Genomic DNA, 22053 nt, shown 5'->3' with positions numbered 1-22053 from the left:
GCTCACCCGTCCAGCCGCAGAGATGCGAGGTCGTAGGAATTGGTCGGTTCGAGCGACAGGCCGCTTACACGCTTGCGGTGCGCCAGCAGCGAGCGCGGGATGAACGCCCACAGACACGGCCAGGTGTCCCAGACCGCCTGCTGGGCCTGGGCGACGACAGAGGCCCTGGCCCGCGCGTCGACCTCCTCGGCGGCGCTTTCGAGCAGCTTGACCACCTGCGGCTGCACGTAGCCGTGGTAGGTGTCGCGGGTCTTCTCGCGTTCCGCGGTGCCGCCGTACATGCCCTGCAGCGCCGAGAACGCCAGCCCGGTCGGGACGGAGAAGCCGTTGCCCAGGATGTCCCAATCGCCGGCCCGGCCCTGACGCCACTTGGAGATGTCGCCGCCCGGCTCGAACTGCTGCAACGTGCACCGCACGCCGATCCGCCGCAACATCTCCTGCACACCCTCCATGAGCAGGGCGTCGCTGGGGAACTCGCCGCTCTCCCAGATGATCTTCAGGTCGAGGTCGCCCGGCCTGACCCCGGCCTCGGTCAGCAACCTGCCGGCCATGTCGGGGTCGTAGGCGTAGCGGCCGGTCTTGACCGCGCCCGCCAGGATGTGGCTGACGACGCCCTCGGCCGGGATCACGGTGCCCTGCAGGACGTCCTCGGCGAGCGTCCTGCCGTCCACCGCGAACGTCAGCGCCCTGCGCACCCGCGCGTCGGCCAGGGGATGCCCGGCCGGCTTGCGGAAGTTGAAGAAGAGCTGGTTGATGCGGGTGCCGACGGAGGAGGTCAGCGCGACGTCCGGCAGATTCCGCAGCTGCTCGGCCGAGTCGGGCGAGATCGTGTCGATCACGTCGATCTCGCCGCTGCGCAGCGCCACGACGCGGCTCGACTCCTCCTGGATGAAACGCACGTGCACCGTGTCGACGCGCGGCTTCGGCCCCCAGTAGGCCGGGTTGGCGCGCAAGGTGTAGACGCCGGTGCCGCGGTCGGCGCTCATCACCGCGTACGGGCCGCTGCCGATGCCGCTCTGCAGCTCGGCCGCCTGGTTGGCGCCCGAAGGGGTGATGAGGATGTTGGCCATCAGGTAGTCGAGGATCGGCAGCGGCTTGCCGGTTCGCAGGCGGAAGGTGAGCTGGTCCTGCTCGATCACCTCGGGCCACTCGGGGAAGAAGGAGGCGATGAACGAGCCGTTCACCTTCCGGTACATCTCCAGGGCCGTCGCCACGTCCCTGGCGGTGACGGGGGAGCCGTCGGAGTAGCGGGCGGCCGGGCGCAGCCGAACCGTCCACTCGGTGGGGGAGGTGAGCTCGAAACGTTCGGCGAGCACCGGCTGCGGGGTGAGCTCAGGGCCGATGCGGGTCAGCGCCTGACGCACGCCGCGCTGCACGGTGACGGCCGCCTCGAACTGATTGAGTTTGTTGTCCAGTGAGACCAGGGAGCGGTTGAGCGCCAGGACCATCGAGCCGGGCGCGGGACTTCCGGTGGGTCCGGCGCAGCCCGTCAAGAGCCCTGCGCCTGCCGCGGCGCCCAGTCTCAGGAACGCGCGGCGGGAAACCTCCGGGTTTGTGGACTGAGACATTCAGCCCTCCATCGAACAGGTGAGATGTCGTTCTGGGGGGTGCGGGGAAACATCCGCGTTACTTTCGGGTCACTGTGGCATAATCTGCGCGTTTCGTGCAATACTCGCGGCGTGATTTACGCAAACATGGGGATCGGCTCCGTCTTCGCCCTGGCAGACGATCTGTCAGGGGCGGCGGAGGTAGCGGCCGTCCTCATGTCCGGCGGACGTTCTGCGCGAATCGCGCTGTCCGGGCCGCCGTACGGGTCCGATCCCGTGCTCGTCGCCGACCTCGACACCCGGCACCATCCTCGGGCCGGACAGATCGTGGGGGAGGCGGTGCGGCACGCGGACGGGCGGCGCGTCTTCATCAAGATCGACTCACTGCTGCGCGGGAACGTCGCCGCCACCGTCGCGGCCATTCCGGCGCCCGTGGTGCTGACGCCCGCGCTGCCGTCGGCCGGGCGCGTCGTGGTCGGCGGGGTGCCCTACGTGGACGGGAGGCCGCTGCGCGAAACGCGCGCCTGGGCCTCCTGTCCTGACGCCTGCCCGGCCACCGTCGCCGCGGCCCTGGGCGGGGTGCCGTCGTTGCTCGTCCCCCTCGCCGTCGTCCGCGGCGGTGTCGAAGCCCTGGCTCTCGCCCTGGCCGAGGCCGCCGGGGCGGGGCGGGTGGCCGTGTGCGACGCGGAAACGGACGCCGACCTGGACGCCATCGTGTCGGCCGCAGACCCTGGCGCTTGCCTGATCGGGGCCGGAGGGCTGGCCGCCGCCCTCGGCCGTTCCCTGGACACCGCCGGTCCGGCGGCCCCTGACACCCCGCCGCTGTCCGATCGACCGGTGCTCGTCGTGGTCGGGACGGCGGAGCCGGGGGCGGTGGAGCAGGTCAAGGTGCTGGTGGAGCATGGGGCGCGGCAGGTGACGCTCGACGCGTGGCCCTCTTCAGATCCGGCTTTTGCGCAAAGCGGCCAGGAGGAACTTGCGCGAAACGCGCGAGACGCCGCCGCACGACGGATCCAAGACGCCTTGACCGCCGGACACCTCACCGTCGTCACCATCACCCCCACCTCCGCAGGGGCTGAGTCGTCCACCCTCACCGCCAGCCTCGCCGAGACCATCCGCCAAGCCCTGACCCTGCGCGGTCAAACAGGGGACCTCGACCTTGTTCTCACCGGTGGTGAAACTGCCCGGCGGGTTCTGGACGCGCTCGACGTGCGCGAACTGACCCCCGTGACCCAGATCCACCACGGCGCCGTCCACAGCCGGACCCCTCAGGGCACCTCGGTCGTCACCCGCCCGGGCAGCTTCGGCGACCGCGACAGCCTCCTCCGCATAGCCACCCATCTCAGACCCGACCTCGTACTCATGAAAGGCTGAAATGAGCAGCACCCCTCTCATCGCCCTCACCATGGGGGACGGCTCCGGCGTAGGCCCGGAGGTCATCGTCGGCGCGCTCATGTCCCCCGAGACGTCCCGGCTCTGCCGGCCGGTGGTCATCGGCGACGCCCGACGCCTGCGCAAGGCCGCGGCCGCCCTCGGAGCCGAGCCGGAGGTGGTCACCGTGGCGAGCGTCCGCGAGGCGACCTTCGACCGGCCGGGCCGCATCAACGTCATCGACCCCGAGCTTCTGCCCGAGGACCTCCCCTGGGGCGAGGTGTCGGCGGTCGCCGGCAACGCGGCCTACGAGTACGTACGGCTGGCCAGCGAACTGGCGATGGCCGGGGACGTCCAGGCGATCTGCACGGCCCCCCTGAACAAGGAGGCCCTGCACGCGGCGGGCCACATCTACCCCGGCCACACCGAACTCCTCGCGCACCTGACGGGCACCGAGGAAGTCTCCATGATGCTGGCCACCCCCAAGGTCAAGGTCATTCACGTCACCACCCACGTCGGCCTGATCGACGCGGTCGCGCGGATCGAGCCGGGCCTGGTGGAGCGGACGATCCGGCGCGGCGAGATGGCCATCCGCGGCTCCGGCATCGAACGTCCGAAGATCGGCGTCTGCGGCATCAACCCGCACGCAGGGGAGAACGGCCTGTTCGGCTACGGGGAGGAAGAGGAGAAGATCGTCCCCGCGCTCGAGAAGCTGCGCGCGCAGGGCGTGGACGTCCACGGCCCCCTCCCCGCCGACACCGCCTTCTTCCTTGCGGGCCGGGGCGACTACGACCTCATCGTGGCGATGTACCACGACCAGGGCCACGGCCCCGTCAAGATCCTCGGCCTTGAGGCGGGCGTCAACATCACCGTCGGCCTGCCCGTGATCAGGACCTCCGTGGACCACGGAACCGCTTTCGACATCGCGGGAAAGGGCGTGGCCGACGCCGGTAGCATGATCGAAGCCCTGCGCCAGGCGGCCGAGCTGTCGTCCGCGCAGGGCATGTGACGGGAGGGACCATCGATGGGCCGCGCAGCACAGGCACGCCGTGACGAGATCGTCCGCCTGGCCACGACCACCGGCCTGGCCAGTGTCGAAGAGCTGTCGGCCCAACTGGGCGTGACGGCCTCCACCATCCGCCGCGACCTGGCCCACCTCAAGGCCGCGGGGCTGCTGGCCCGCACCTACGGGGGCGCCATGGCCGTCGTCACCCACCCGGAGGCCTCGCTGCGCCAGCGCATCGGCGAGGCCTTCGAGGCCAAACGGGCGATCGCCGCCTGGGCCGCGGCCCAGATCCGTCCCGGCGAAACCGTCCTGCTGGACTCGGGCTCCACCACCGGAGCCCTGGCCCACGAACTCAGGCACGCCGTCGACCTCACCGTCGCCACCACGGGCCTGAACGCCCTGCAGGAACTCGCCGGGGCGAGCGGCATCCACGTCGAATGCCTGGGCGGCACCCTGCGCCACGTCAGCCAGGGCTTCGTCGGCCCCCTGGCGGAGGCGGCCCTGAGCCGGATGACGTTCGACCGCGTCTTCTTGGGCGCCGACGGCGTCACGGCGGAGGACGGCATTTGCGAGGCCAGCCTCCAACAGACGCGCTTCAAGGAACTGATGATGGAACGCTCACGCCACATCTACGTCCTGGTACACGCCGCCAAACTGGGCCGGCGTCCGTTCCACGCCTGGGCCCGCATGCCCGACCACTGGACCCTCGTCACCGACTCCACCGCCACCCCCGAAACCCTCGAACCCTTCAAACAACGAGGCGTAGAAACCATAGCCGTCGACCCCGCAGAGTAGACGGCCCAAGCACCCCCACCCCGTTACCCGACGACCGGGGGTAGGTGGGCCCAGCACACCCACCCCTTGCCCGACGACGTGGTTGCCCGCCGGACACCCGCCCCGAGCGGTGCTCGCTCCGCTCGCGCGCCCTCCCAGACGGGCTGAAGCCCGCCCCCTGAACGTCCTCGCTCCGCTCGGTCGCCCTCCTTGAGCGCTTCGCCACACGTTTCACCAAGCCGCGAAATCCTCGGCCCCCAAAACACGTCGGTGAATTACCTGCTGTCCAGGGCCCCGCCGGCACTACGGGGCCGACGATCGCGAGACCCCAAACGTGCGCCCGCATGGCCCCGACTCGTGTGAAAGCCGCTCATTGGAGGTCAGCCGAGAATTCAAGGTCAAGTTTGGGGGCGACCACTCCCAACGCGGCTGCCAAGCCGATTGTTCTGCGGGGTGTTGAGCACTGCCTGGCCAAGCTGGCTGGGTCGAGCCGGCCGTTACGGGCTTGGAACAGAAACTGCGCGGCGGGATGCTGCCGCAGCTCGCTTGTGGGGAGTTCGTCGGCGAGGCGATGCGCCGCAACCACCAAGGCCGGAATCGACGACCGCAGATCCGAGGCCCACTTGTCGACCCTCTCCAGCCAGTCACGTGTGGCGGCGTCAGGACCCGATGAGAACCGCGCGATCGCCTCGGCCAGCTCTGACCAGGTGAAGTCATGCCACGGCTTGGTTTTCAGTACGGGCAACTGCCAGTGTCGCTTGGCGATCGACCAATGATCCGCGTGTGCCTCCACCGAGTGCACCGTGAATCCTGGAACACACAAGGCCGTCAGGTTCCAGCCATGGCAGGCGCCGGTGTCCAGGCCGAAGATTCTGCCGTCGCGGATCATCGGCTCGCGCCCGGCTACATGATGGCCGAACGCCACCGGCTTGGGGTCGGTGTAGTGCTCGTACCAATAGCTGTCCGGGAACTGCGCGGCAAGCTCTCGCTCGCCGCGGGTCGAGCCACAGAGGATTTCCTCTCGCTGCTCGGGCAGCGCAAGTCCGGGCAGCATCGCGGCATGCACCACACGGACGTGCTCGTTTTCGAAGAAGTACGGCAGCGTGCGCATCCAGTCGACCGTTTCCGCATAGTGGTCGCCCAGCTGCAGGCGCGTGATCTCCTGCGCGTAGGAGAAGATTGCGCGCACATGCTTCCGCTCGTGGTTTCCCATGACCACGACGGAGTTCGGCCGTTCACGGAAAAGCCTGATCACCTCGCCCGGGGCAGGGCCGCGGTCGACCAGATCGCCAACACTGACCAGCAGGTCGTCCGGGCGGAGGTCGACTTTCTCGAGCAGTTCGAGTAGTTCGTCAAAACAACCGTGGATGTCGCCGATGATGACAGTACGCCGCACCCCGGCGAGCCTAGGCAGACCTGAGTTCGGCGCGCAAAGGATTATCCTCCGATCGCCGGCGACCCGAGCCCGTGGTCAGAGGTCGTGCCATCGCCGGACCGCGTCCAGGTGCTCCTGGCGGCCGATGGCCACGAGGTTGGAGCGGTAGAGGCCGATAGTGCCGGGGTCGTCGAGGTCGGCTCGCGTGCACGGACGCAGGATGTTGTCCAGCTCGTCCACCAGGAAGACCCAGCGGTAGCTGGCGAAGACGAGGTCGAGCAGTTCGCCCGAGTCTCCGCCGCAGTTCGCCTGGAGCTCGGGATGCACCTCGAACAGCAGGGTCGGCGCCGAGTCCAGGGTCCGAGCCGCGCCTTGTAGCACGAAGCCCTCGTAACCCTCAACGTCGATCTTGATGATGTCGGGCGGCCCGAGGCCGTTGCCGTCGAGGTAGGCGTCGATCGACGTCATGGGCACGGTGACGGCACCGGCGGACGTCCCCACGTTGGCCACGGCGGCCGAGTGTTTGCCGGACTGCTCGCCCGACAGGTGGACGGTCAGCTCGCCGGGCACGGCCCCGACAGCCATCTGCTCCACGGTCACGCGGTCGGCGAGCTCGTTGCCTTCGACGTTGCGCCGCAGGTAGGCGACGTTCTCCGGTACCGGCTCGAAAGCGATCAATCTGCCGTCTTGCGGCAACCGGGCGGCGCCCGTGCAGGCGTAGGCGCCGATGTTCGCGCCGACGTCGACGATCGAGCGGCTCACCGAGGCCAGTTGCTCGAAGACGCTGACCTCGAACTCCTCGTAGTATCCCGCCGAGATCGACGGCATGATCGTCGCGTCCCACACCGGACCGGTCAGCACGACACCCCGGTACCGCGCCCGCACGTCTTGATCGTTGCCGGCTACGCCCAGCCGGAACACCGTGTGGTACAGCCGGTTGACCAGCGGAAATCGCCGGACGCTACGGCCTCCCAGCACGGTGCGGGTCACCTGATTTCTACTCGCCGCCCGGGCTGCGCGCATCATTCCGATGGCGAGGTTTTGCCGTAGTCGCTTCATAGAAGTGGGCATGCTGAACAAAGCTATCAACCCGACAAGCCCTATGTCGGCCTTCCCGTATCGCCGCCGTCATCTGGCGGGACGACTGCGACCTGGCACGATCGCACCTCGGCACCAGAACCCCTCTCGTCCCGGTTGCCATCCGGCTGGTTGTGCTTTCTAATAAATGAACGAGCATTTACTAATGAGAGGGAAGGAACGATGGCCGGTCGTCCCCGAGGGATCGACGATGTGGAGATCCTGCGTGCGGCGGCCGAGGTGATCGGCCGGGTGGGCCCCGCGGCCGCGGACTCGAATGTCCATGATCGCTACAGTGCGCTGTTCCTGCTGGGGCGCATTGGCCGGTCCTACCCCTTCCGGCGCTACAGCCGCAAAGATCTGTTGGATATCTGGGGGAATTTCAAGGAGGTATACACGGTATGGGGCCATCGGGTCAGCCCAATGCTGCGGGCGACTGGCGAGCTGATCACCCATGCGGCGGATGTCCTGATTGGACTTCTCGGCGATCCTGACCCCAGGGTGCGGGTTGGCGCGGCGTATGCGGTTGCCTTGGCGTCTCGGGATGCTGTTCGGATCATTGCCGTCGTGCGCGCCTGGTACGAGGTGGAGAGTGACCCGTTGGTGCAGGCATACCTGGTGTTGGCCGCTGCTCAGCTGGCCATCGCCGACGGCGATACCACCCCGGCTCGGGCCTGGACCGAGAACGTGATCAGAGACGACCGGGCGGCGCCCATGGCCCGGCTCGGCGCCGCCATCGCTTTTCTCTGTCTGACTGACGATGCTCCAGACGACGGCCTGCTGACCATACTCGCCGAAACGATCACCGCTGAGACAACGAGTATGTTGCTCGAATCCCCATGGGGCGCCACCCTTTACGAGGATGGCCTGCCTGGCTGGATAATTTCCTTGTTGGCTGACGATCGAGTGGCCCAGGTCAATCTGGCCATGCGACTGCTCGTCTCACCGCATACCACCATCCGAGCGGCGGCATGTCATGCGGTGACGAACCTCTGCGTGACGGGGCACAGTCCTACCCCAAGACTGGCAGAGCTGCTGGTCGAACGCCTTCGCGACGACGACCTCACCGTGCGCAAGCTTGCGGCTGGGGTGTTGGCTCGGCTGGGACCTGCCGCGGGTCGCACGTGACATGAAATGACCTGATCAATCGCGTGGCCTTCGCTGAACCGCCCCGACCAGGGTTGCGATCGCGGGTAGGGCAAGCGCGATGCATCGGCAGGAAACCTCACATCCTTCTCGTACGCGGGTTCGTCTGCCCGGCCTCGTCGGGGGTCGCACCCAGGCTAGATGCGCGGTCAGATCCTCTTGGGCCAGGGACGTTCTTGGATGCCTGCTGATGAGTCTCGGGCGCGGCCAGGAGGCAGGCCATGAACACCTTCAGGATGTCGTGGGCTACCATCTTGGCCTTGTCGGAGTCGGGGAACTCCCGTTCCTTGAGGGGGCGGCCCTCCGCGTTCGGCAGATAAGTGCGCAGGCCGACCTTTCGCCCCCGAGGGACCAGCGAGAACGCGCGGATTCGCCCGATGTAGCCGTGTTCGATCCCGTCGAGGGGAAGCGTTTCTGACGCGAAGGGCGACCACTCCCAGATGATTTCTCTGGGGCGACTGTGCTGGGTTGCGGGAGGTTGAGTGGTGTTCACTGGGCTCTCCAAGGTGGGATGGTTATGGGCCGGCGCTTGTACTCCCACCTAAGACGCGCGGCTTGGGAGCGGGAGGGGCGGCCCCGGCATGCTCGCGCCACCTGTCGTCCTGCTCGGCAAGCTTCTGGGCCAGCTCATCGAGGTCCCACCCGCGAAGGACGTTGACCAATCCAGCCTTGTACCTGGCATTCGTCACGTCTGTGTGCCGCCACGCGGCCACGCCGAGCGCCAAGTCCGTAGCGATCTCCCACGTCTTGCCGAAGCGCTCCCGCAGTTCGTCAACGGTGATCATTTGGGCGCTCCGGTGTTCTGCGCTACCAACAAGCCGACGTGCTGTGGTTTGGCCGCTGGGACGAATTCGACCCTGTCGGCCAACGGTTGGTTGCCGGGCCCGACGCCGGCCAGCTCGACCGCGTAGCTACCAGAGCGAGGACCGATCGTCACCGTGGCGATTCTCCGGCCGGCATCCGCGTAGACGATGAGTTCTGGTGGGTGCCAAAGGGTCTCGCCGTTTGAGTAGAGCTTGAGCGCGCATTGGTCGGTACGCCGCTTGATCAGTTCTGCGTGGATGCCGGCGGTCGTCAGATGCTCCAGAACCCGGTCAAGGGCCGCACTCTGGGCTGCCGCCTCCTCCTTCGAAATCGGCTGACACAGGAGATCACTGTCAGCCGGCGATGTTGTGTGTGTACCTGCCATGCCTCGACGGTAGAAGCACAAAAGGCCATCGACAAGGAAGTTGCTCGCAATTGCTCGAAGAAATGCGTCTTCCGGAGATAGGCAGAAACCTCAAGCACCCTCAGCGAGAGCTTCCATGGATTTCATGATGATCTGCCGTGCCTGTTGCCCGTATTGGGCAGCCTCGGCGAACCAATCGAACAGGCGCACATACTGCTCCACTTCCTCGGGAAGCGTCAGCGTCAGCTCCGCGGCCACCGTCTCAACGTGAACTGCGCGTTCGTCGAAGATCCAGAACCCATGCTGGGGCGCGAAGGGCAGCTGGGCGTTCAATGGCACGATGCCGAGCCGAATTCGCGGCATGAGCGACAGAGCAATGAGCCGCTCCAACTGATCGAGCATGATGTCCGAGGGAGCCATGCCGAGACGGAGAGCGGCTTCCAAGATGACGAAGTGGAAGGACTTGTCCCGCGTGTAGAGGATCTCTTGACGGTGCATCCGCGTCGCCAGGCCGTCTTCGAGATCGTTCGGGATGTCGTGGAAAGCGATCACCTGGGAGAGACGGAGCCGCGCGTATTCGCTGGTCTGAAGGAGACCGGGAATCAGCACCGACTCGAACACCCTGAAGCGTTTGGTTTCCGCTTCCATCTCGGCCCAGGACTTCTGCCGGGTAGCCGTGCCGAGTCTGAGTTGTCGTCGCCATTCGCCGTACAGCGTCTCCATGGCGCGCAGCGAGGCGATGAGGGAGTCCACCTTCTCGGGGCGCCCGGTCGCATCGCACCAGGCTCGGATGTCGTCCTCTGATGGGGTCTGTTTGCCGCCTTCTATCTTGGAAATCTTGGATCCCTGCCAACCGAACCGGGTGGCAAGTTGCCGCCCGGTCAGCCGCGCATCCAGTCGCAGTTCTTTGAGCTCTTGCCCCATGGCAAGGCGGGCTCGGGCAATGTCACGCACTGAGGTTCACGAACTCCTCAAGGTGGCTCGCGTTGTGCCAAGCAATGTCACGCCACGTGCGGTACTTCGCGACGGTCTCCGGATCCGTGATGATCTCTGCTCCATGAAGGACATCTTCCTCGTCCAGGTGAAGCAGCGCGAGGCGCTCGTTGTCGAACAACCACCAGTCGGAATCGGGGAGGCCGATCCGTTCGGCCTCCGTGCGGTCGAGGTAGTGAATCAGGTCGCCGGCGGGGATGCTCCGGCGGGCCACGGCCATGCTGAACCGTGTGTAGTCCGAGAACGGGCGTGAGACCACCCGAACGCGTCGGACGGTCCGGCCCTGTCTGGCGTGTTGTCTCATGAGGTCCAGCCACCCACGCATCCACGCCAGGTCGTCGGGCTCTCCAGCGAGGAAGCGGCGAAGCGGCTCCTCCTCGTCCTTGGCCAGGTGGTACCGCTCTCGCGTTTCCAAGCGGAACGCGGACACCTCGAACGAGGAGAACAACTTCTCGAACTTGTCACCGGACACCAGATCCATGCGGGTCACCCTAGGAACTTGAACAACTCCCTGGGAACCTCGACGAACGCTTCACCATCGAGGATGTCTCGCGCGTCGGCCAGGGTAGTGGGATGCGTGACGTGGAGGCCTTGGACCACGATGGTCCCTCGGTCCGTCTCATACAGCGTTGGGCAACCACCCTGGTTGGATGTGCTTCCGACGAACCGCAGCCGCATGGGTGGGTTGTCGGAGCTACTTGCTAGGGATTTCTCGTCCATGCTCGGATGTTCTGCTCTGTGCTGACGAGCGTCAAGTGCCTGCCTGCAAATTGTTTCTCGAAGGGTCAGCACAACGTCACCACCGGTGCTGAAAGCGGGCGTGATCGATCCGAACACCAAGAAGCCCCAACTCCCGGACCGTGCCGTGAGTTGGGGCTCTACTCTGTTGTCCAGGTTGGACCTGGTCTGCTTGGGAGCCTGGTGGACGATACTGGGATTGAACCAGTGACCTCTTCCGTGTCAGGGAAGCGCTCTCCCGCTGAGCTAATCGTCCATATTGAGTTATGTAACTCAGAGCGGAAGACGGGATTCGAACCCGCGACCCTCACCTTGGCAAGGTGATGCTCTACCACTGAGCCACTTCCGCGTGGTGCTGTCTTTACTTTAGCGGATCCTGGGAGCCCGCCGGTCACCGAGGTGGAGACGGGATTTGAACCCGTGTAGACGGCTTTGCAGGCCGCTGCCTCGCCTCTCGGCCACTCCACCAGGAGTCGTACTCCGAGCGGAAGACGGGATTCGAACCCGCGACCCTCACCTTGGCAAGGTGATGCTCTACCACTGAGCCACTTCCGCGTGAACCTCGGGCGACGTGCGCCGGGCCACGGGAAAACCATATCGTCTTCGTGGAGTGCCTGTGCGCAACGAGCGGCCCGAGGTGGCAAATTCAGCGGACCATGCGGACGTCCTTCGCCATGACGAACATCACCCGGTGCCCGAGCTGTATCTGGTGGTAGCGGACCGTGCCGGTGGTGGTGACGTGTTTGGACGGGTGGAAGGCGTTGGCGGAGTAGAACGAGCCGGTGATCGTGTCGCCGACCGTGTACGTCTGGCCGGGCGAGATCTTGTACTGCAGCGGCGTCAGCGGTTGGTAGGAGGCCGACTTGTAGGCGGATTGTTCGGGGTACGCCCGGCCGTATACCACGGTGTTGGCCTTGAGCGGGGTGACCATCGGTCCCTTGGCGGGGACGGCGGTGGGCGCGGACGGCGGGTTGTGGAACCAGGCCTTCTGGCCCAGGTACCAGATCGCCGTCCAGTCGTCCTGCCTGGCCGCGACCGCGTAGCGCTGGCCTGTGGAGGCGCGGGCGCTGTGGTCGTAGACGCTGTGCGTGCTCGGCTTGCCCGGGTGTTTCCCGGCGTCCGTGATGAGGGGGGAGGATTCGCTCGGCTCCTTGTGCAGCCACACCGTCGCCGCGCCGTGTTCGGGGCAGGGCCGGCCGGGCTTGGTGGTGACGCAGCCGGTGAAGCGGGGACGGTTCGTGTCATACGAGGGGCGGATCATGATGGAACCGCCGTCCTTGGCTGCTTTGAGTGGCTTGCCCATGAGGGCGAAATAGTGCGCCCAGTCCCAGTACGGGCCGGGGTCCTCGTGCATGCCCGCGACCATTTTCGCTGTGGTGCCGGGCACGTTGTCATGGCCGAGGATGTGGGCTCTGTTGAGTGGGATGTGGTACTTGGCGGCCAGGAACCGCACCAGCCTGGCCGACGAACGGTACATCGCCTCGGTGTACCAGGTGCCGCCCTTGGCCAGGTACCCCTCGTGCTCTATGCCGATGGAGCGGGTGTTGACATCCCAGTTGCCGGCATGCCAGGCGATGCTCCCCGTCGGCACGTGCTGGGCGACATGTCCGTCGCGGGAGCGGATGGTGTAGTGCCAGCTCACGTACCTCGGATTGCGGATCATGGATGGGATGCCCTGATAGCCGCCCTCGGTGTCGTGGATGACGATGTAGTCGACGGCACGGGGGCGGAGCATGCGGTCGTGGTTGCCGTAGTCCCGGTCCTTCTTCTTGCCGAAGCGCTTGTGGGCGGCGGGCATCCACTCGCAGGCCAGCGAACTGGGGCATTCCGTCTGGCCGGACGTCTGGCCGGACGCGCGGGGGAGTGGGGAGCCGTACGGCTGTCCCATGGCGTCGGCTTCCCAGTCGGCCTCAAACTCGCCTTCGAGAGGGATGTCGGGCCCGTTCTCGGCTCCGAAGTCCGCCCAGCCGTCGTTCTCAGAGCCGGACTCCGCCCAGCTGTCGGGCCCCGGGCCGCTCCCGGCCTGGCCTTTGGCTCCTGAGCCCGTCCTGGCCCTGGCTTTCGCTCTGGTCCGGACTTTGGTCCTTGGGCCTGGCACGGTCCAGCTTTCGGCGCCGGCCTGGCCCAGGGCCTCTACGCCGGGATCGGCGTTGAGGCGGTTCTTGGTCATCGCGCCGGCTCCGGCTCGGACCTCGGTTGCCGCGCTGGTGCCGGCCAGGTCATCAGGGTCGGGGCGGGTGCCGAACTGCGCCTCAGCTTCCTCGGCCTTGTTGCGTTCCCCGGCTGCGGTGGTGCCGGGCGTGGTCAGGCCGGGAGCGGGGGTGAGCTGTACGACATGTCCGTCATCTGTACGGCGTGTCACGCCCTCCCGTATCACCGAGAACACCTCGTCGGCGAACGCATGGGCGGCGCTCTGATCCTGCGCGCCCGAATAGCGGGCGATCGACTCGTACCAGTCGGCCGGGTCGGCGCTTGGACGCTCCTGGTAGGAGGCGAGCAGGGCGGCGCCGGCCCTGATGTTCGCGGTTGGATCGTTCCTGAGCCGGTCCGCCGGGAGGCCGGTCAGCCGCGCCGCCTCGGGGAGCGTCGTCTGGGGCTGCGTGAGGCGCATGGCCGCCGAGGGCACGGACGTCGTCAGCGTCGCCGCCATCGGACGGCTGTCGTCGCCCCGGGCGTCGCCGATGGCGTCCCCGATCGTCAACGCCTCGGCGGGGGCCACGTCCACCAGGTGCATCGGGCCGTAGCCGCCCGCCGTGCTCGGCAGCCCCCCGTTCGCGTCCCAGCGGGACTCGAGGTAGGCGACGCCGAGCAGCACACTCAACGGAACCCCGTACTCGCGCGCGGCGGCGGCGAAGTCGGCCTGCCGCCAGGAAACAGCGGGTACCCCCACGCGCCTCCCGGCGGCGGACGTTCCCGCGGTCAGCGTCCCGGTATGAGCGTTCTGGAACCCCGACGCGTGAACGTCGCTCGGTGCGATGAGCGCGCCGGCGGTCAGGACGGCGGCGGCAAGCCTGAGCTGCATGACCATCTCCCAAGGAACGTCACGATATGACTACACGCCGTAACTGTTCCCCAGAAAGGGATGTGTCAGACGGGTCGGATGATACGCATGTGATCAGCGGGATCGGCGGGCGAACTCGGCATCCCAGTCATCGGGCGTAAGGGGCTCGGCCGGCCTGGCCGCGGATGTCTTCGCTTGGATAGGGGTTGGAGCCGCTCCGCCGCCCGCTGGAGTTAATTCCTGCCCGATATCGGGCAGGATGTTGGCGTGCCTCGTTCCAGAGCCGTAGTGTCCTCGTCTGTGTCAACGGCGCGGCATCCGTACGAAGATCTCATCGCCCACCTCACCAGGACGAGCCCGCTCGGTCCCGGGGAGGCCGCCCGTGTGGTCGCCGACGTCCTGTCGTACTTCTCCGAGACCGTCGAGGAGTACGTCCGCCGTCGCCATGGCGAACTGAAGGCGCGCGGTCACACCAACGACGAGATCTTCCCCAGGATCGCCGCCGAATTAGGCGGTCGCCGGGTGACGGCGCCAGAGCTGTCCCTGCGGCAGCTACGCAGGATCATCTACGGATAAAGAGGAGCCCTCGATGTGCGGAATCGTGGCCTACGTCGGCCCCAAGGACGCCGCCCCCATCCTGCTGGAGGGGCTGCAACGGTTGGAATACCGGGGCTACGACTCGGCCGGGGTGGTGGTGTCCAACAAGGGGTTGAAACTCCGCAAGGTCAAGGGCAGGGTGGCAGACCTGGCCAAGGTGGTGCCGGCGCGGTTCAAGGGCGGGCTCGGCATCGGGCACACGCGGTGGGCCACGCACGGCGTCCCCAGTGACGAGAACGCCCACCCCCACCTGTCCGCCGACCAGCGCATCGCGGTCGTGCACAACGGCATCATCGAGAACGCCGGCGAGTTGCGCGCCAAGCTGATCGCCGACGGCGTCGTGTTCGCCTCGGAGACCGACACCGAGGTGCTCGCCCACATGATCGCCCACGCGGCCGACGAGAACGACTCGCTGGAGGAGGCGGTCAGGAAGACGCTCAAGAGCATCGTGGGCACGTACGGCATCGCCGTGATCGACGCCGAGCGGCCGGGCGAGGTGGTCGTGGCGCGCAACGGCAGCCCGATCGTGCTGGGCATCGGCGAGAAGGAGATGTTCGCCGCCTCCGACGTGGCCGCTCTGGTCCGCTACACCCGCCAGGTCGTGCACCTGGAGGACGGTGAGCTGGCCGTGCTCAAGGCCGACGGTTTCCACACCTTCGCCAGCGACGCGCGCGAAACCGCCAAGGAGCCGCTGACCGTCGACTGGGACGCGGGGCACTACGACACCGGCGGCTATGAGCACTACCTGCTCAAGGAGATCTCCGAGCAGCCCGAGACGATGACCCGCACGATGAGCGGCCGACTCGACGAGCGCTTCCACGTCGCCCACCTCGGCGGCCTCAACATGGACGCGCGCGAGACCCGGTCCTTCCGCCGGGTGAAGATCATCGGCTGCGGCTCGGCGTACTACTCGGGTCAGATCGGCGCGCAGCTCATCGAGGAGCTGGCCCGCATCCCGGCCGACGCCGAGCCGGCCAGCGAGTTCCGCTACCGCAACCCGGTCGTCGACCCGAACACGCTCTACGTCGCCATCAGCCAGTCGGGCGAGACGTATGACACGCTCGCCGCGGTGCAGGAGCTCAAGCGCAAGGGCGGTCGCGTCATCGGCATCGTCAACGCCGTGGGCAGCGCCATCGCCCGCGAGGTGGACGGCGGCATCTACCTGCACGCGGGCCCCGAGGTCTCGGTCGCCTCGACCAAGGCGTTCACCTCGACGTCGGTGGCCTTCGCGCTGCTCGCGCTGCACCTGGGCCGGGTGCGCGACCTGTCGCCCGCCGACGGGCGGCGCATCGTCGAGGGCCTGCGCAGGCTGCCCGGCCAGATCGAGGAGATCCTCACCCAGGGTGACAAGATCGCCGAGCTGGCGCGCAAGTACGCCAAGCACGCGAGCATGATGTTCGTCGGTCGTGTGCGTGGCTACCCGGTGGCCAGGGAGGGTGCGCAGAAGCTCAAGGAGATCTCGTACGTGCACGCCGAGGCGTATCCGGCCAGTGAGCTCAAGCACGGCCCGCTCGCGCTGATCGGCCCCGACATGCCGACGGTCGCGATCGTCCCCGACGACGAACTGCTCGACAAGAACCTCACCACGCTCGGCGAGATCCGCGCCCGCGGCGGTCAGGTGCTGATGGTCGGGCACCGCGAGCCCGAGTCGAAGCTGGCCGACGACGTGATCGTGATTCCCAAGAACGAGATCGAGCTCGACCCGATCCTGTTGACGATCCCGTTGCAGCTGCTGGCCTACCATGCGGCCGTGGCGCTCGACCGCGACGTGGACAAGCCTCGCAATCTCGCCAAGAGCGTTACGGTGGAGTAATAAGCCAACAATTCCGCCTCAAACCTCGTTATCTCACTGAAGACGACATAAATTCGATACTGTGCGGCAGTTCGACCAACAGCGGCCCAATCCCGCACGCATGTACGATTACATGCTCGGCGGGAAGGACAACTTCGCGGTCGACCGTCAGGCCATCGACCAGCTCGCCGAGCTGATCCCGGAGGCGGTCGCGCTGGCCCGTGCCAACAGGGCCTTCCTCCAGCGTGCCGTGCGCTACGTGCGCGCCGCCGGGGTCCACCAGTTCCTGGACCTGGGCAGCGGGCTGCCGACCCAGGGCAGCGCGCACGAGGTGGCGCCGGAGGCCAGGGTCGTCTACGTCGATCATGATCCGGTCGTGGCCGCGCACTCCGGGGCCCTGCTCGATGGTTCGGGCAGGGCCGCGTTCGTCGAGGCCGATCTGCTCGACCCCGACGACGTGCTGGCCAGGGCCGGTTGCTTCCTCGACCTGGCCAAGCCGGTCGCGGTGCTGCTGGTGTCGATCCTGCACTTCGTGCCCGACTCCGCGGACCCCCAGCGGGCCGTGGCCGTGTTGCGCGAGCGGGTGGCGCCGGGCAGCTACCTGGTGATCAGCCACGCCACCTCGATGGGGTACGTCGAGCCTGACGGCGGCGCCAGGGGCGTCTACCGGGGCTCGGCGGGCGGCGGCGGCGCCGATCGTTGCCCGGCCGAGATCCGCGCCTTCTTCGGGGACTTCGCCCTGGATCCGCCCGGTCTGGTGCAGGCCGTCGACTGGCGTCCCGACCGTCCCAAGCTGGTCGGTGACTGGTCGCTGCCGTCGTCGCTCATGGCCGGAGTGGCCCGCAAATCCGGCTAAAAGCACCGGGGGGAACGCCCGGAAAAGCGATCACGATGACCGCAACCTAATAAATGCCAATAAATCCTCCCATTTTCGGAGCGGCCATAGCCTCCGGCTTCGAGGTGTATCTGTGCGCAATGTGTGAATAACTGTGAGTAATGGGGGGCTCGTGAGGTTCGGGGAGAAACACAATGCGCCGTCGGCTGTTCTTCGCATGGGGGCTGGGTGTGGCCGCGTGCGCGGCCGGCTGCGGCGCGGAACGCGTCACGCGCAGCGCGGCCGGCCTGCGTGCCGGCTACTCGATCACGGCGGCCGAACGCCGCTGGACCCACGTCGGCGAGGCGTTCGCCGGCGCGGCCCGCGAGGCCGGATACGAGACCGGCGCGGGCACCGCGATCACGGTGACCGGCCTGGGCGCGCTGGCCTCCGCCGAGCTGAACAACGGCCAGAGCCTGCCCGACACCGCCACCCCGCTGTCCAGGCTGGCCGGCGACGTCGAGGTCGTGGTCGTGCCGGCCGACTCCCGTTTCAGGGACTTCGACGCCTTCGGCGCCCACCTGCGCGCGGAGCCGGGCCAGACGCCGCTGGCCGGAGGGCCGGAGGGCGAGCCGGACCACCTGCTGTTCGGCCTGATCGCCAGGGGGCTCGGCGCGGACACCAGGCAGGTCGACTACACCGGCTACCCCACCAGCCAGGAGGCCGTCGTGGCGCTGCTGTCCGGCAAGGCCGCCGCGGCCGCGGGCCTGCTCGCCGACTGGCGGGAGAGCATCAACACCGGCAAGGTCAAGGTGCTGGCGGTGTCCTCGGCCGCGCGGGTGCCCGAACTGGACGCGCCGACGCTTCTCGAATCGGGCGTACGGGTGGATTTCACGGACTGGGCGGCGGCCGTCGGCCCGGAGAACATGTCGGACGAGAGCCGCGAGCGGGCCGTCCGCATGTGTGACGAGGTGACCGGCTCGCCCCAGTGGGCGGCGGCCTGCCGGGCGGCGGGCTGGCTCTCGATCCCGCTCAGCGGCGACGACTTCGGGCGCTGGATCGGCTCCGAGGTCGAGCGCACCCGCGCCGTGCTGCGGGATCTCGGGCTGATCGCCTCCACCAAAGCCACAACATGCTGGGGTAGTTGCGGGAACGGCCACTAGATGTAGGATCCTGCTCATCGCTGGTTCGCCTCTGCGGAGGCGGAGCAAAAGGGAACCCGGTGCGATTCCGGGGCTGCCCCGCAGCGGTGAGCGGGAACGACCGCCGTCATGAGCACTGGAGAGATCCGGGAAGCGACGGCCAGTAGGAGCCTTCGAACGTGCCCGCGAGCCCGAAGACCTGCCAGCGTGCGCGCACGGCCATGAGCGTGACCCGGCCTGGCGTGCTGTGACCAGGGGCCTCGAGGGAGGGCCGGGGAGCCAGGCGGCCGCGTCATGCCGCCGTGCTCTCGCGCGCCCTCACGGGGGATGAGCTCGCGAGGAGAGAGCACATGACGCAGTTGATTGAGGCCGATCGCCGGCTGGCCATCGAGGAGGCCGCAGCGCGGGTGATCGCCGACCCGGCCAACTCCCGGGTCGCCGCCCGGCTGCTGGCCGAGGAGATCGCCGAGCAGGCCGCCGCCCACGGGGTGCGGTCGTTCTCCGAGTCCATCGCCGCCACGCACGCGGCCGGGCTGATCCAGGACGGGCTGGCGGAGTTCGTCGCCGCGCACGCCGCCGAGCTGGACGCGCTGGTCTCCGAGGCGGCCGACGAGCGGTTCGAGTACTTCGGCCTGCGTACGGTCTACGACCGCTACCTGCTGCGCCACCCCGAGACGCGGGCGGTGCTGGAGCGCCCGCAGCACTTCTTCCTCCGCGTGGCGTGCGGGCTGTCGGAGTCGGTCGAGGAGGCGGCCGAGCTGTACACGCTGATGTCGACGCTGTCGTACCTGCCCAGCTCGCCCACGCTGTTCAACTCGGGTGCGCGCCGTCCGCAGCTGTCGTCGTGCTTCCTGCTCGACTCGCCGCGCGACGAGCTGGAGGCGATCTACGACAGGTACGGGCAGGTCGCGCGGTTGTCGAAGTACGCCGGCGGCATCGGCGTCTCCTGGACCAGGGTGCGTTCGCGCGGCTCCCTGATCAGGGGTACGAACGGCCACTCCAACGGCATCGTCCCCTGGCTGCGCACGCTCGACTCCTCGGTCGCGGCGGTCAACCAGGGCGGGCGGCGCAAGGGCGCGGCCTGCGTCTACCTGGAGACCTGGCACGCCGACGTCGAGGAGTTCCTGGAGCTGCGCGACAACACCGGCGAGGACGCCCGCCGCACCCACAATCTCAACCTGGCCAACTGGGTGCCGGACGAGTTCATGCGCCGGGTGGAGGCCGACGAGCTCTGGTCGCTGTTCGACCCGAAGCAGACGCCCGACCTGACGGACCTGTACGGCGAGTCGTTCACCGCCGCGTACCGGGCGTACGAGGCTGAAGGGCGTTATGTCCGGCAGATCCCGGCCAGGACCCTGTACGGCCGCATGATGCGCACGCTGGCCCAGACCGGCAACGGCTGGATGACGTTCAAGGACGCCGCCAACCGCACCTCCAACCAGACCGCCCGCCCCGAGAACGTCATCCACCTGTCGAACCTGTGCACCGAGATCCTCGAGGTCACCAGCGACGCCGAGACCGCCGTCTGCAACCTCGGCTCGATCAACCTGGCCGCGCACCTGCGCTCAGGCGACATGGACTGGGAACGGCTGCGCCGCACCGTCCGCACGGCCGTGCGCTTCCTCGACAAGACCATCGACCTGGGCTTCTACCCGACCCCCGAGGCCGAGGCCGCGAACAGACGCTGGCGGCCGATCGGGCTCGGCGTGATGGGCCTGGCGGACGTGTTCTTCACACTGCGGCTCCCGTTCGACTCCGCCGGCGCCCTCGCGCTGTCCACCCGGATCGCCGAGGAGATCGCGCTGGCCGCCTACGACACCTCCGCCGACCTGGCCGCCGAACGCGGCAGGCACCCGTCCTACACCGACACGCGGGCCGCCGGGGGAGTGCTGCACCCGGACCACTACCTGGCGAGCACCCCGCGCTGGGACGCGCTGCGGGAGAAGATCGCGGCCACCGGGCTGCGCAACTCCCTCATGATCGCGATCGCGCCGACCGCCACGATCGCCTCCATCGCCGGCTGCTATGAGTGCATCGAGCCGCAGGTGTCGAACGTCTTCAAACGCGAGACGCTGTCGGGCGAGTTCCTGCAGGTCAACCGCTACCTGGTGGCCGACCTGCAGGCCCGCGGCCTGTGGACGCAACAGCTGCGCGACGACGTCAAGCGCGCCGACGGCTCCGTCCAGGACGTCCCCGGCATTCCCGACGACCTCAAGCTGCTCTACCGCACGGCCTGGGAGCTGCCGCAGAAGGCGCTGATCGACCTGGCGGCCGCCCGCCAGCCCTACATCGACCAGTCGCAGTCGCTGAACCTGTTCATGGCCAGCCCGACCATCGGCAAGCTCTCCTCGATGTACGCCTACGCCTGGAAGCAGGGCCTGAAGACCACGTACTACCTGCGCTCACGCCCCGCCACGCGCATCGCCCAGACCACGGTGGCCGCCCCCCAGGCCGTGGCCTGCTCCCTTGAGAACCCCGAGACCTGCGAAGCCTGCCAGTAGGAGACCCCTGTGCTGCTCGACCCCGGTATGGACCTCACCCTGCGGCCCATGCGCTACCCCGACTTCTACGAACGCTACCGCGCCGCCATCCGCAACACCTGGACGGTCGAGGAGGTGGACCTGCACAACGACCTGGCCGACCTGGCCAAGATGACGCCGCAGGAGCGCCACCTGATCAACCGCCTGGTCGCGTTCTTCGCCACCGGCGACTCCATCGTCGCCAACAACCTGGTGCTCAACCTCTACCAGCACGTCAACGCCCCGGAAGCTCGCCTCTACCTGAGCAGGCAGCTCTTCGAGGAGGCCGTGCACGTGCAGTTCTACCTGACGCTGCTCGACACCTACCTCCCGGATCCGGACGAGCGCGTCAAAGCGTTCGCCGCGATCGAGCACATCCCCTCCATCCGCGACAAAGCGGAATTCTGCTTCAAGTGGATCGACTCGATCAACGGCCTCGACCGTCTCGAAAGCCCCTCCGACCGCCGTCAGTTCCTGCTCAACCTCATCTGCTTCGCCGCCTGCATCGAGGGCCTGTTCTTCTACGGCGCCTTCGCCTACGTGTACTGGTTCCGCTCCCGCGGCCTGCTCGGCGGCCTGGCCACCGGAACGAACTGGGTCTTCCGCGACGAGTCCATGCACATGGACTTCGCCTTCAGCGTCGTGGACACGGTCAGGGCGGAAGAACCCGAGCTCTTCGACGACGAACTGGGCAAGCAGGTCACCCTCATGATCGAGGAAGCCGTGGCGGCAGAGCTGGCCTTCGCCGCCGACCTGTGCGGCGACGGCATGCCCGGCATGGGGGTCGAGCAGATGCGACAGTACCTTGAATATGTCGCCGACCAGCGCCTGACCAGGCTCGGCCTGCCCAGAAGGTACAGTTCAGCGAACCCGTTCGCCTTCATGGAACTGCAGGACGTGCAGGAGCTGGCCAACTTCTTCGAACGGCGCGTGTCGGCTTACCAGGTGGCGGTGGAGGGCAATGTGACCTTTGACGAAACGTTCTAGATCTAG

General features: G+C 67.6%; 20 protein-coding genes, 4 tRNA genes and 1 riboswitch. Of the genes, 10 read left to right on the top strand and 14 right to left on the bottom strand.

Going from position 1 to position 22053, the window contains the following annotated elements; all coding sequences use genetic code 11:
• Window positions 1-2: 2 nt before the first annotated feature.
• The gene (locus ACFOY2_RS35630) at window positions 3-1568 is read right to left on the bottom strand and encodes an ABC transporter substrate-binding protein (protein WP_379532508.1); all 1566 of its coding nucleotides are present in this window, start codon (window positions 1566-1568) and stop codon (window positions 3-5) included.
• Window positions 1569-1679: 111 nt separating this feature from the next.
• Between ACFOY2_RS35630 and ACFOY2_RS35625 the strand changes: the two genes are divergently transcribed.
• Genes ACFOY2_RS35625 through ACFOY2_RS35615 form a run of 3 tightly spaced genes read left to right on the top strand, consistent with a single transcriptional unit; the run spans window position 1680 to window position 4719 of the window.
• Window positions 1680-2921: a four-carbon acid sugar kinase family protein gene (locus ACFOY2_RS35625; RefSeq protein ID WP_379532507.1), complete on the top strand. Its 1242-nt coding sequence runs from the start codon at window positions 1680-1682 to the stop codon at window positions 2919-2921.
• Window position 2922: 1 nt separating this feature from the next.
• Window positions 2923-3927: a 4-hydroxythreonine-4-phosphate dehydrogenase PdxA gene (pdxA, locus tag ACFOY2_RS35620; RefSeq protein WP_379532506.1), complete on the top strand. Its 1005-nt coding sequence runs from the start codon at window positions 2923-2925 to the stop codon at window positions 3925-3927.
• Between the two features lie 15 nt (window positions 3928-3942).
• Window positions 3943-4719, top strand: a complete 777-nt coding sequence (locus ACFOY2_RS35615; protein ID WP_357817806.1) for a DeoR/GlpR family DNA-binding transcription regulator — start codon at window positions 3943-3945, stop codon at window positions 4717-4719.
• Window positions 4720-5068: 349 nt separating this feature from the next.
• On the opposite strand, the gene ACFOY2_RS35610 is transcribed toward ACFOY2_RS35615, so the two are convergent.
• Window positions 5069-6094 (bottom strand): metallophosphoesterase family protein, encoded by a 1026-nt coding sequence (locus ACFOY2_RS35610; protein ID WP_379532505.1) that lies wholly within the window; start codon window positions 6092-6094, stop codon window positions 5069-5071.
• A 75-nt stretch (window positions 6095-6169) separates the two neighbouring features.
• On the bottom strand, window positions 6170-7063 hold the full coding sequence (locus ACFOY2_RS35605) for an FkbM family methyltransferase (protein WP_379532504.1): 894 nt from the start codon (window positions 7061-7063) through the stop codon (window positions 6170-6172).
• Window positions 7064-7363: 300 nt separating this feature from the next.
• Between ACFOY2_RS35605 and ACFOY2_RS35600 the strand changes: the two genes are divergently transcribed.
• On the top strand, window positions 7364-8278 hold the full coding sequence (locus tag ACFOY2_RS35600) for a hypothetical protein (RefSeq protein ID WP_379532503.1): 915 nt from the start codon (window positions 7364-7366) through the stop codon (window positions 8276-8278).
• Between the two features lie 97 nt (window positions 8279-8375).
• On the opposite strand, the gene ACFOY2_RS35595 is transcribed toward ACFOY2_RS35600, so the two are convergent.
• The 11 genes from ACFOY2_RS35595 to ACFOY2_RS35545 all read right to left on the bottom strand — a co-directional run bounded on the left by ACFOY2_RS35595 (window position 8376) and on the right by ACFOY2_RS35545 (window position 14217).
• Entirely contained in the window at window positions 8376-8789 is a 414-nt protein-coding gene (locus ACFOY2_RS35595) for a hypothetical protein (protein ID WP_379532502.1), read from the bottom strand.
• A 22-nt stretch (window positions 8790-8811) separates the two neighbouring features.
• Window positions 8812-9081 (bottom strand): hypothetical protein, encoded by a 270-nt coding sequence (locus ACFOY2_RS35590; RefSeq protein ID WP_379532501.1) that lies wholly within the window; start codon window positions 9079-9081, stop codon window positions 8812-8814.
• A complete protein-coding gene (locus tag ACFOY2_RS35585; RefSeq protein ID WP_379532500.1) occupies window positions 9078-9485 on the bottom strand; it encodes a hypothetical protein in 408 nt (135 codons plus the stop codon). The genes ACFOY2_RS35590 and ACFOY2_RS35585 overlap by 4 nt, the downstream gene beginning before the upstream one ends.
• 90 nt (window positions 9486-9575) lie before the next feature.
• Window positions 9576-10418, bottom strand: coding sequence for a helix-turn-helix domain-containing protein (locus ACFOY2_RS35580; protein ID WP_379532499.1), 843 nt, complete (start codon window positions 10416-10418; stop codon window positions 9576-9578).
• A complete protein-coding gene (locus tag ACFOY2_RS35575) occupies window positions 10411-10938 on the bottom strand; it encodes a DUF6879 family protein (RefSeq protein ID WP_379532498.1) in 528 nt (175 codons plus the stop codon). Before ACFOY2_RS35575 ends, ACFOY2_RS35580 begins: the two co-directional genes overlap by 8 nt.
• Window positions 10939-10943: 5 nt before the next feature.
• The gene (locus ACFOY2_RS35570) at window positions 10944-11177 is read right to left on the bottom strand and encodes a hypothetical protein (RefSeq protein WP_379532497.1); all 234 of its coding nucleotides are present in this window, start codon (window positions 11175-11177) and stop codon (window positions 10944-10946) included.
• Window positions 11178-11376: 199 nt separating this feature from the next.
• Window positions 11377-11451, bottom strand: a tRNA-Val gene (locus tag ACFOY2_RS35565).
• 21 nt (window positions 11452-11472) lie between these two features.
• A tRNA-Gly gene (locus tag ACFOY2_RS35560) sits at window positions 11473-11544 on the bottom strand.
• A gap of 48 nt (window positions 11545-11592) precedes the next feature.
• Window positions 11593-11663: transfer RNA gene (locus tag ACFOY2_RS35555), tRNA-Cys, on the bottom strand.
• Between the two features lie 15 nt (window positions 11664-11678).
• Window positions 11679-11750: transfer RNA gene (locus ACFOY2_RS35550), tRNA-Gly, on the bottom strand.
• Between the two features lie 91 nt (window positions 11751-11841).
• Window positions 11842-14217 carry an N-acetylmuramoyl-L-alanine amidase gene (locus tag ACFOY2_RS35545; RefSeq protein ID WP_379532496.1) on the bottom strand — a complete coding sequence of 792 codons (2376 nt, stop codon included), beginning with the start codon at window positions 14215-14217 and terminating at the stop codon, window positions 11842-11844.
• A 279-nt stretch (window positions 14218-14496) separates the two neighbouring features.
• Between ACFOY2_RS35545 and ACFOY2_RS35540 the strand changes: the two genes are divergently transcribed.
• From ACFOY2_RS35540 to ACFOY2_RS35515, 6 genes are all read left to right on the top strand, one after another.
• The gene (locus ACFOY2_RS35540; protein WP_357831612.1) at window positions 14497-14772 is read left to right on the top strand and encodes a hypothetical protein; all 276 of its coding nucleotides are present in this window, start codon (window positions 14497-14499) and stop codon (window positions 14770-14772) included.
• 13 nt (window positions 14773-14785) lie between these two features.
• On the top strand, window positions 14786-16606 hold the full coding sequence (gene glmS / locus ACFOY2_RS35535; RefSeq protein WP_379532495.1) for a glutamine--fructose-6-phosphate transaminase (isomerizing): 1821 nt from the start codon (window positions 14786-14788) through the stop codon (window positions 16604-16606).
• Window positions 16607-16667: 61 nt separating this feature from the next.
• The gene (locus tag ACFOY2_RS35530) at window positions 16668-17441 is read left to right on the top strand and encodes an SAM-dependent methyltransferase (RefSeq protein WP_379532494.1); all 774 of its coding nucleotides are present in this window, start codon (window positions 16668-16670) and stop codon (window positions 17439-17441) included.
• Between the two features lie 173 nt (window positions 17442-17614).
• On the top strand, window positions 17615-18562 hold the full coding sequence (locus ACFOY2_RS35525) for a Bug family tripartite tricarboxylate transporter substrate binding protein (RefSeq protein WP_379532493.1): 948 nt from the start codon (window positions 17615-17617) through the stop codon (window positions 18560-18562).
• 4 nt (window positions 18563-18566) lie between these two features.
• Window positions 18567-18762: riboswitch (cobalamin riboswitch) on the top strand.
• A gap of 129 nt (window positions 18763-18891) precedes the next feature.
• The gene (locus ACFOY2_RS35520) at window positions 18892-21042 is read left to right on the top strand and encodes a ribonucleoside-diphosphate reductase subunit alpha (RefSeq protein ID WP_379532492.1); all 2151 of its coding nucleotides are present in this window, start codon (window positions 18892-18894) and stop codon (window positions 21040-21042) included.
• A gap of 9 nt (window positions 21043-21051) precedes the next feature.
• A complete protein-coding gene (locus tag ACFOY2_RS35515) occupies window positions 21052-22047 on the top strand; it encodes a ribonucleotide-diphosphate reductase subunit beta (RefSeq protein WP_379532491.1) in 996 nt (331 codons plus the stop codon).
• Window positions 22048-22053 lie beyond the last annotated feature (6 nt).

The sequence above is a fragment of the Nonomuraea purpurea genome, from assembly GCF_042650645.1.
Lineage (GTDB): Bacteria > Actinomycetota > Actinomycetes > Streptosporangiales > Streptosporangiaceae > Nonomuraea > Nonomuraea purpurea.
Note: the sequence above shows the minus strand (reverse complement) of the source record. Positions and strands in the feature narration are given on the sequence as shown.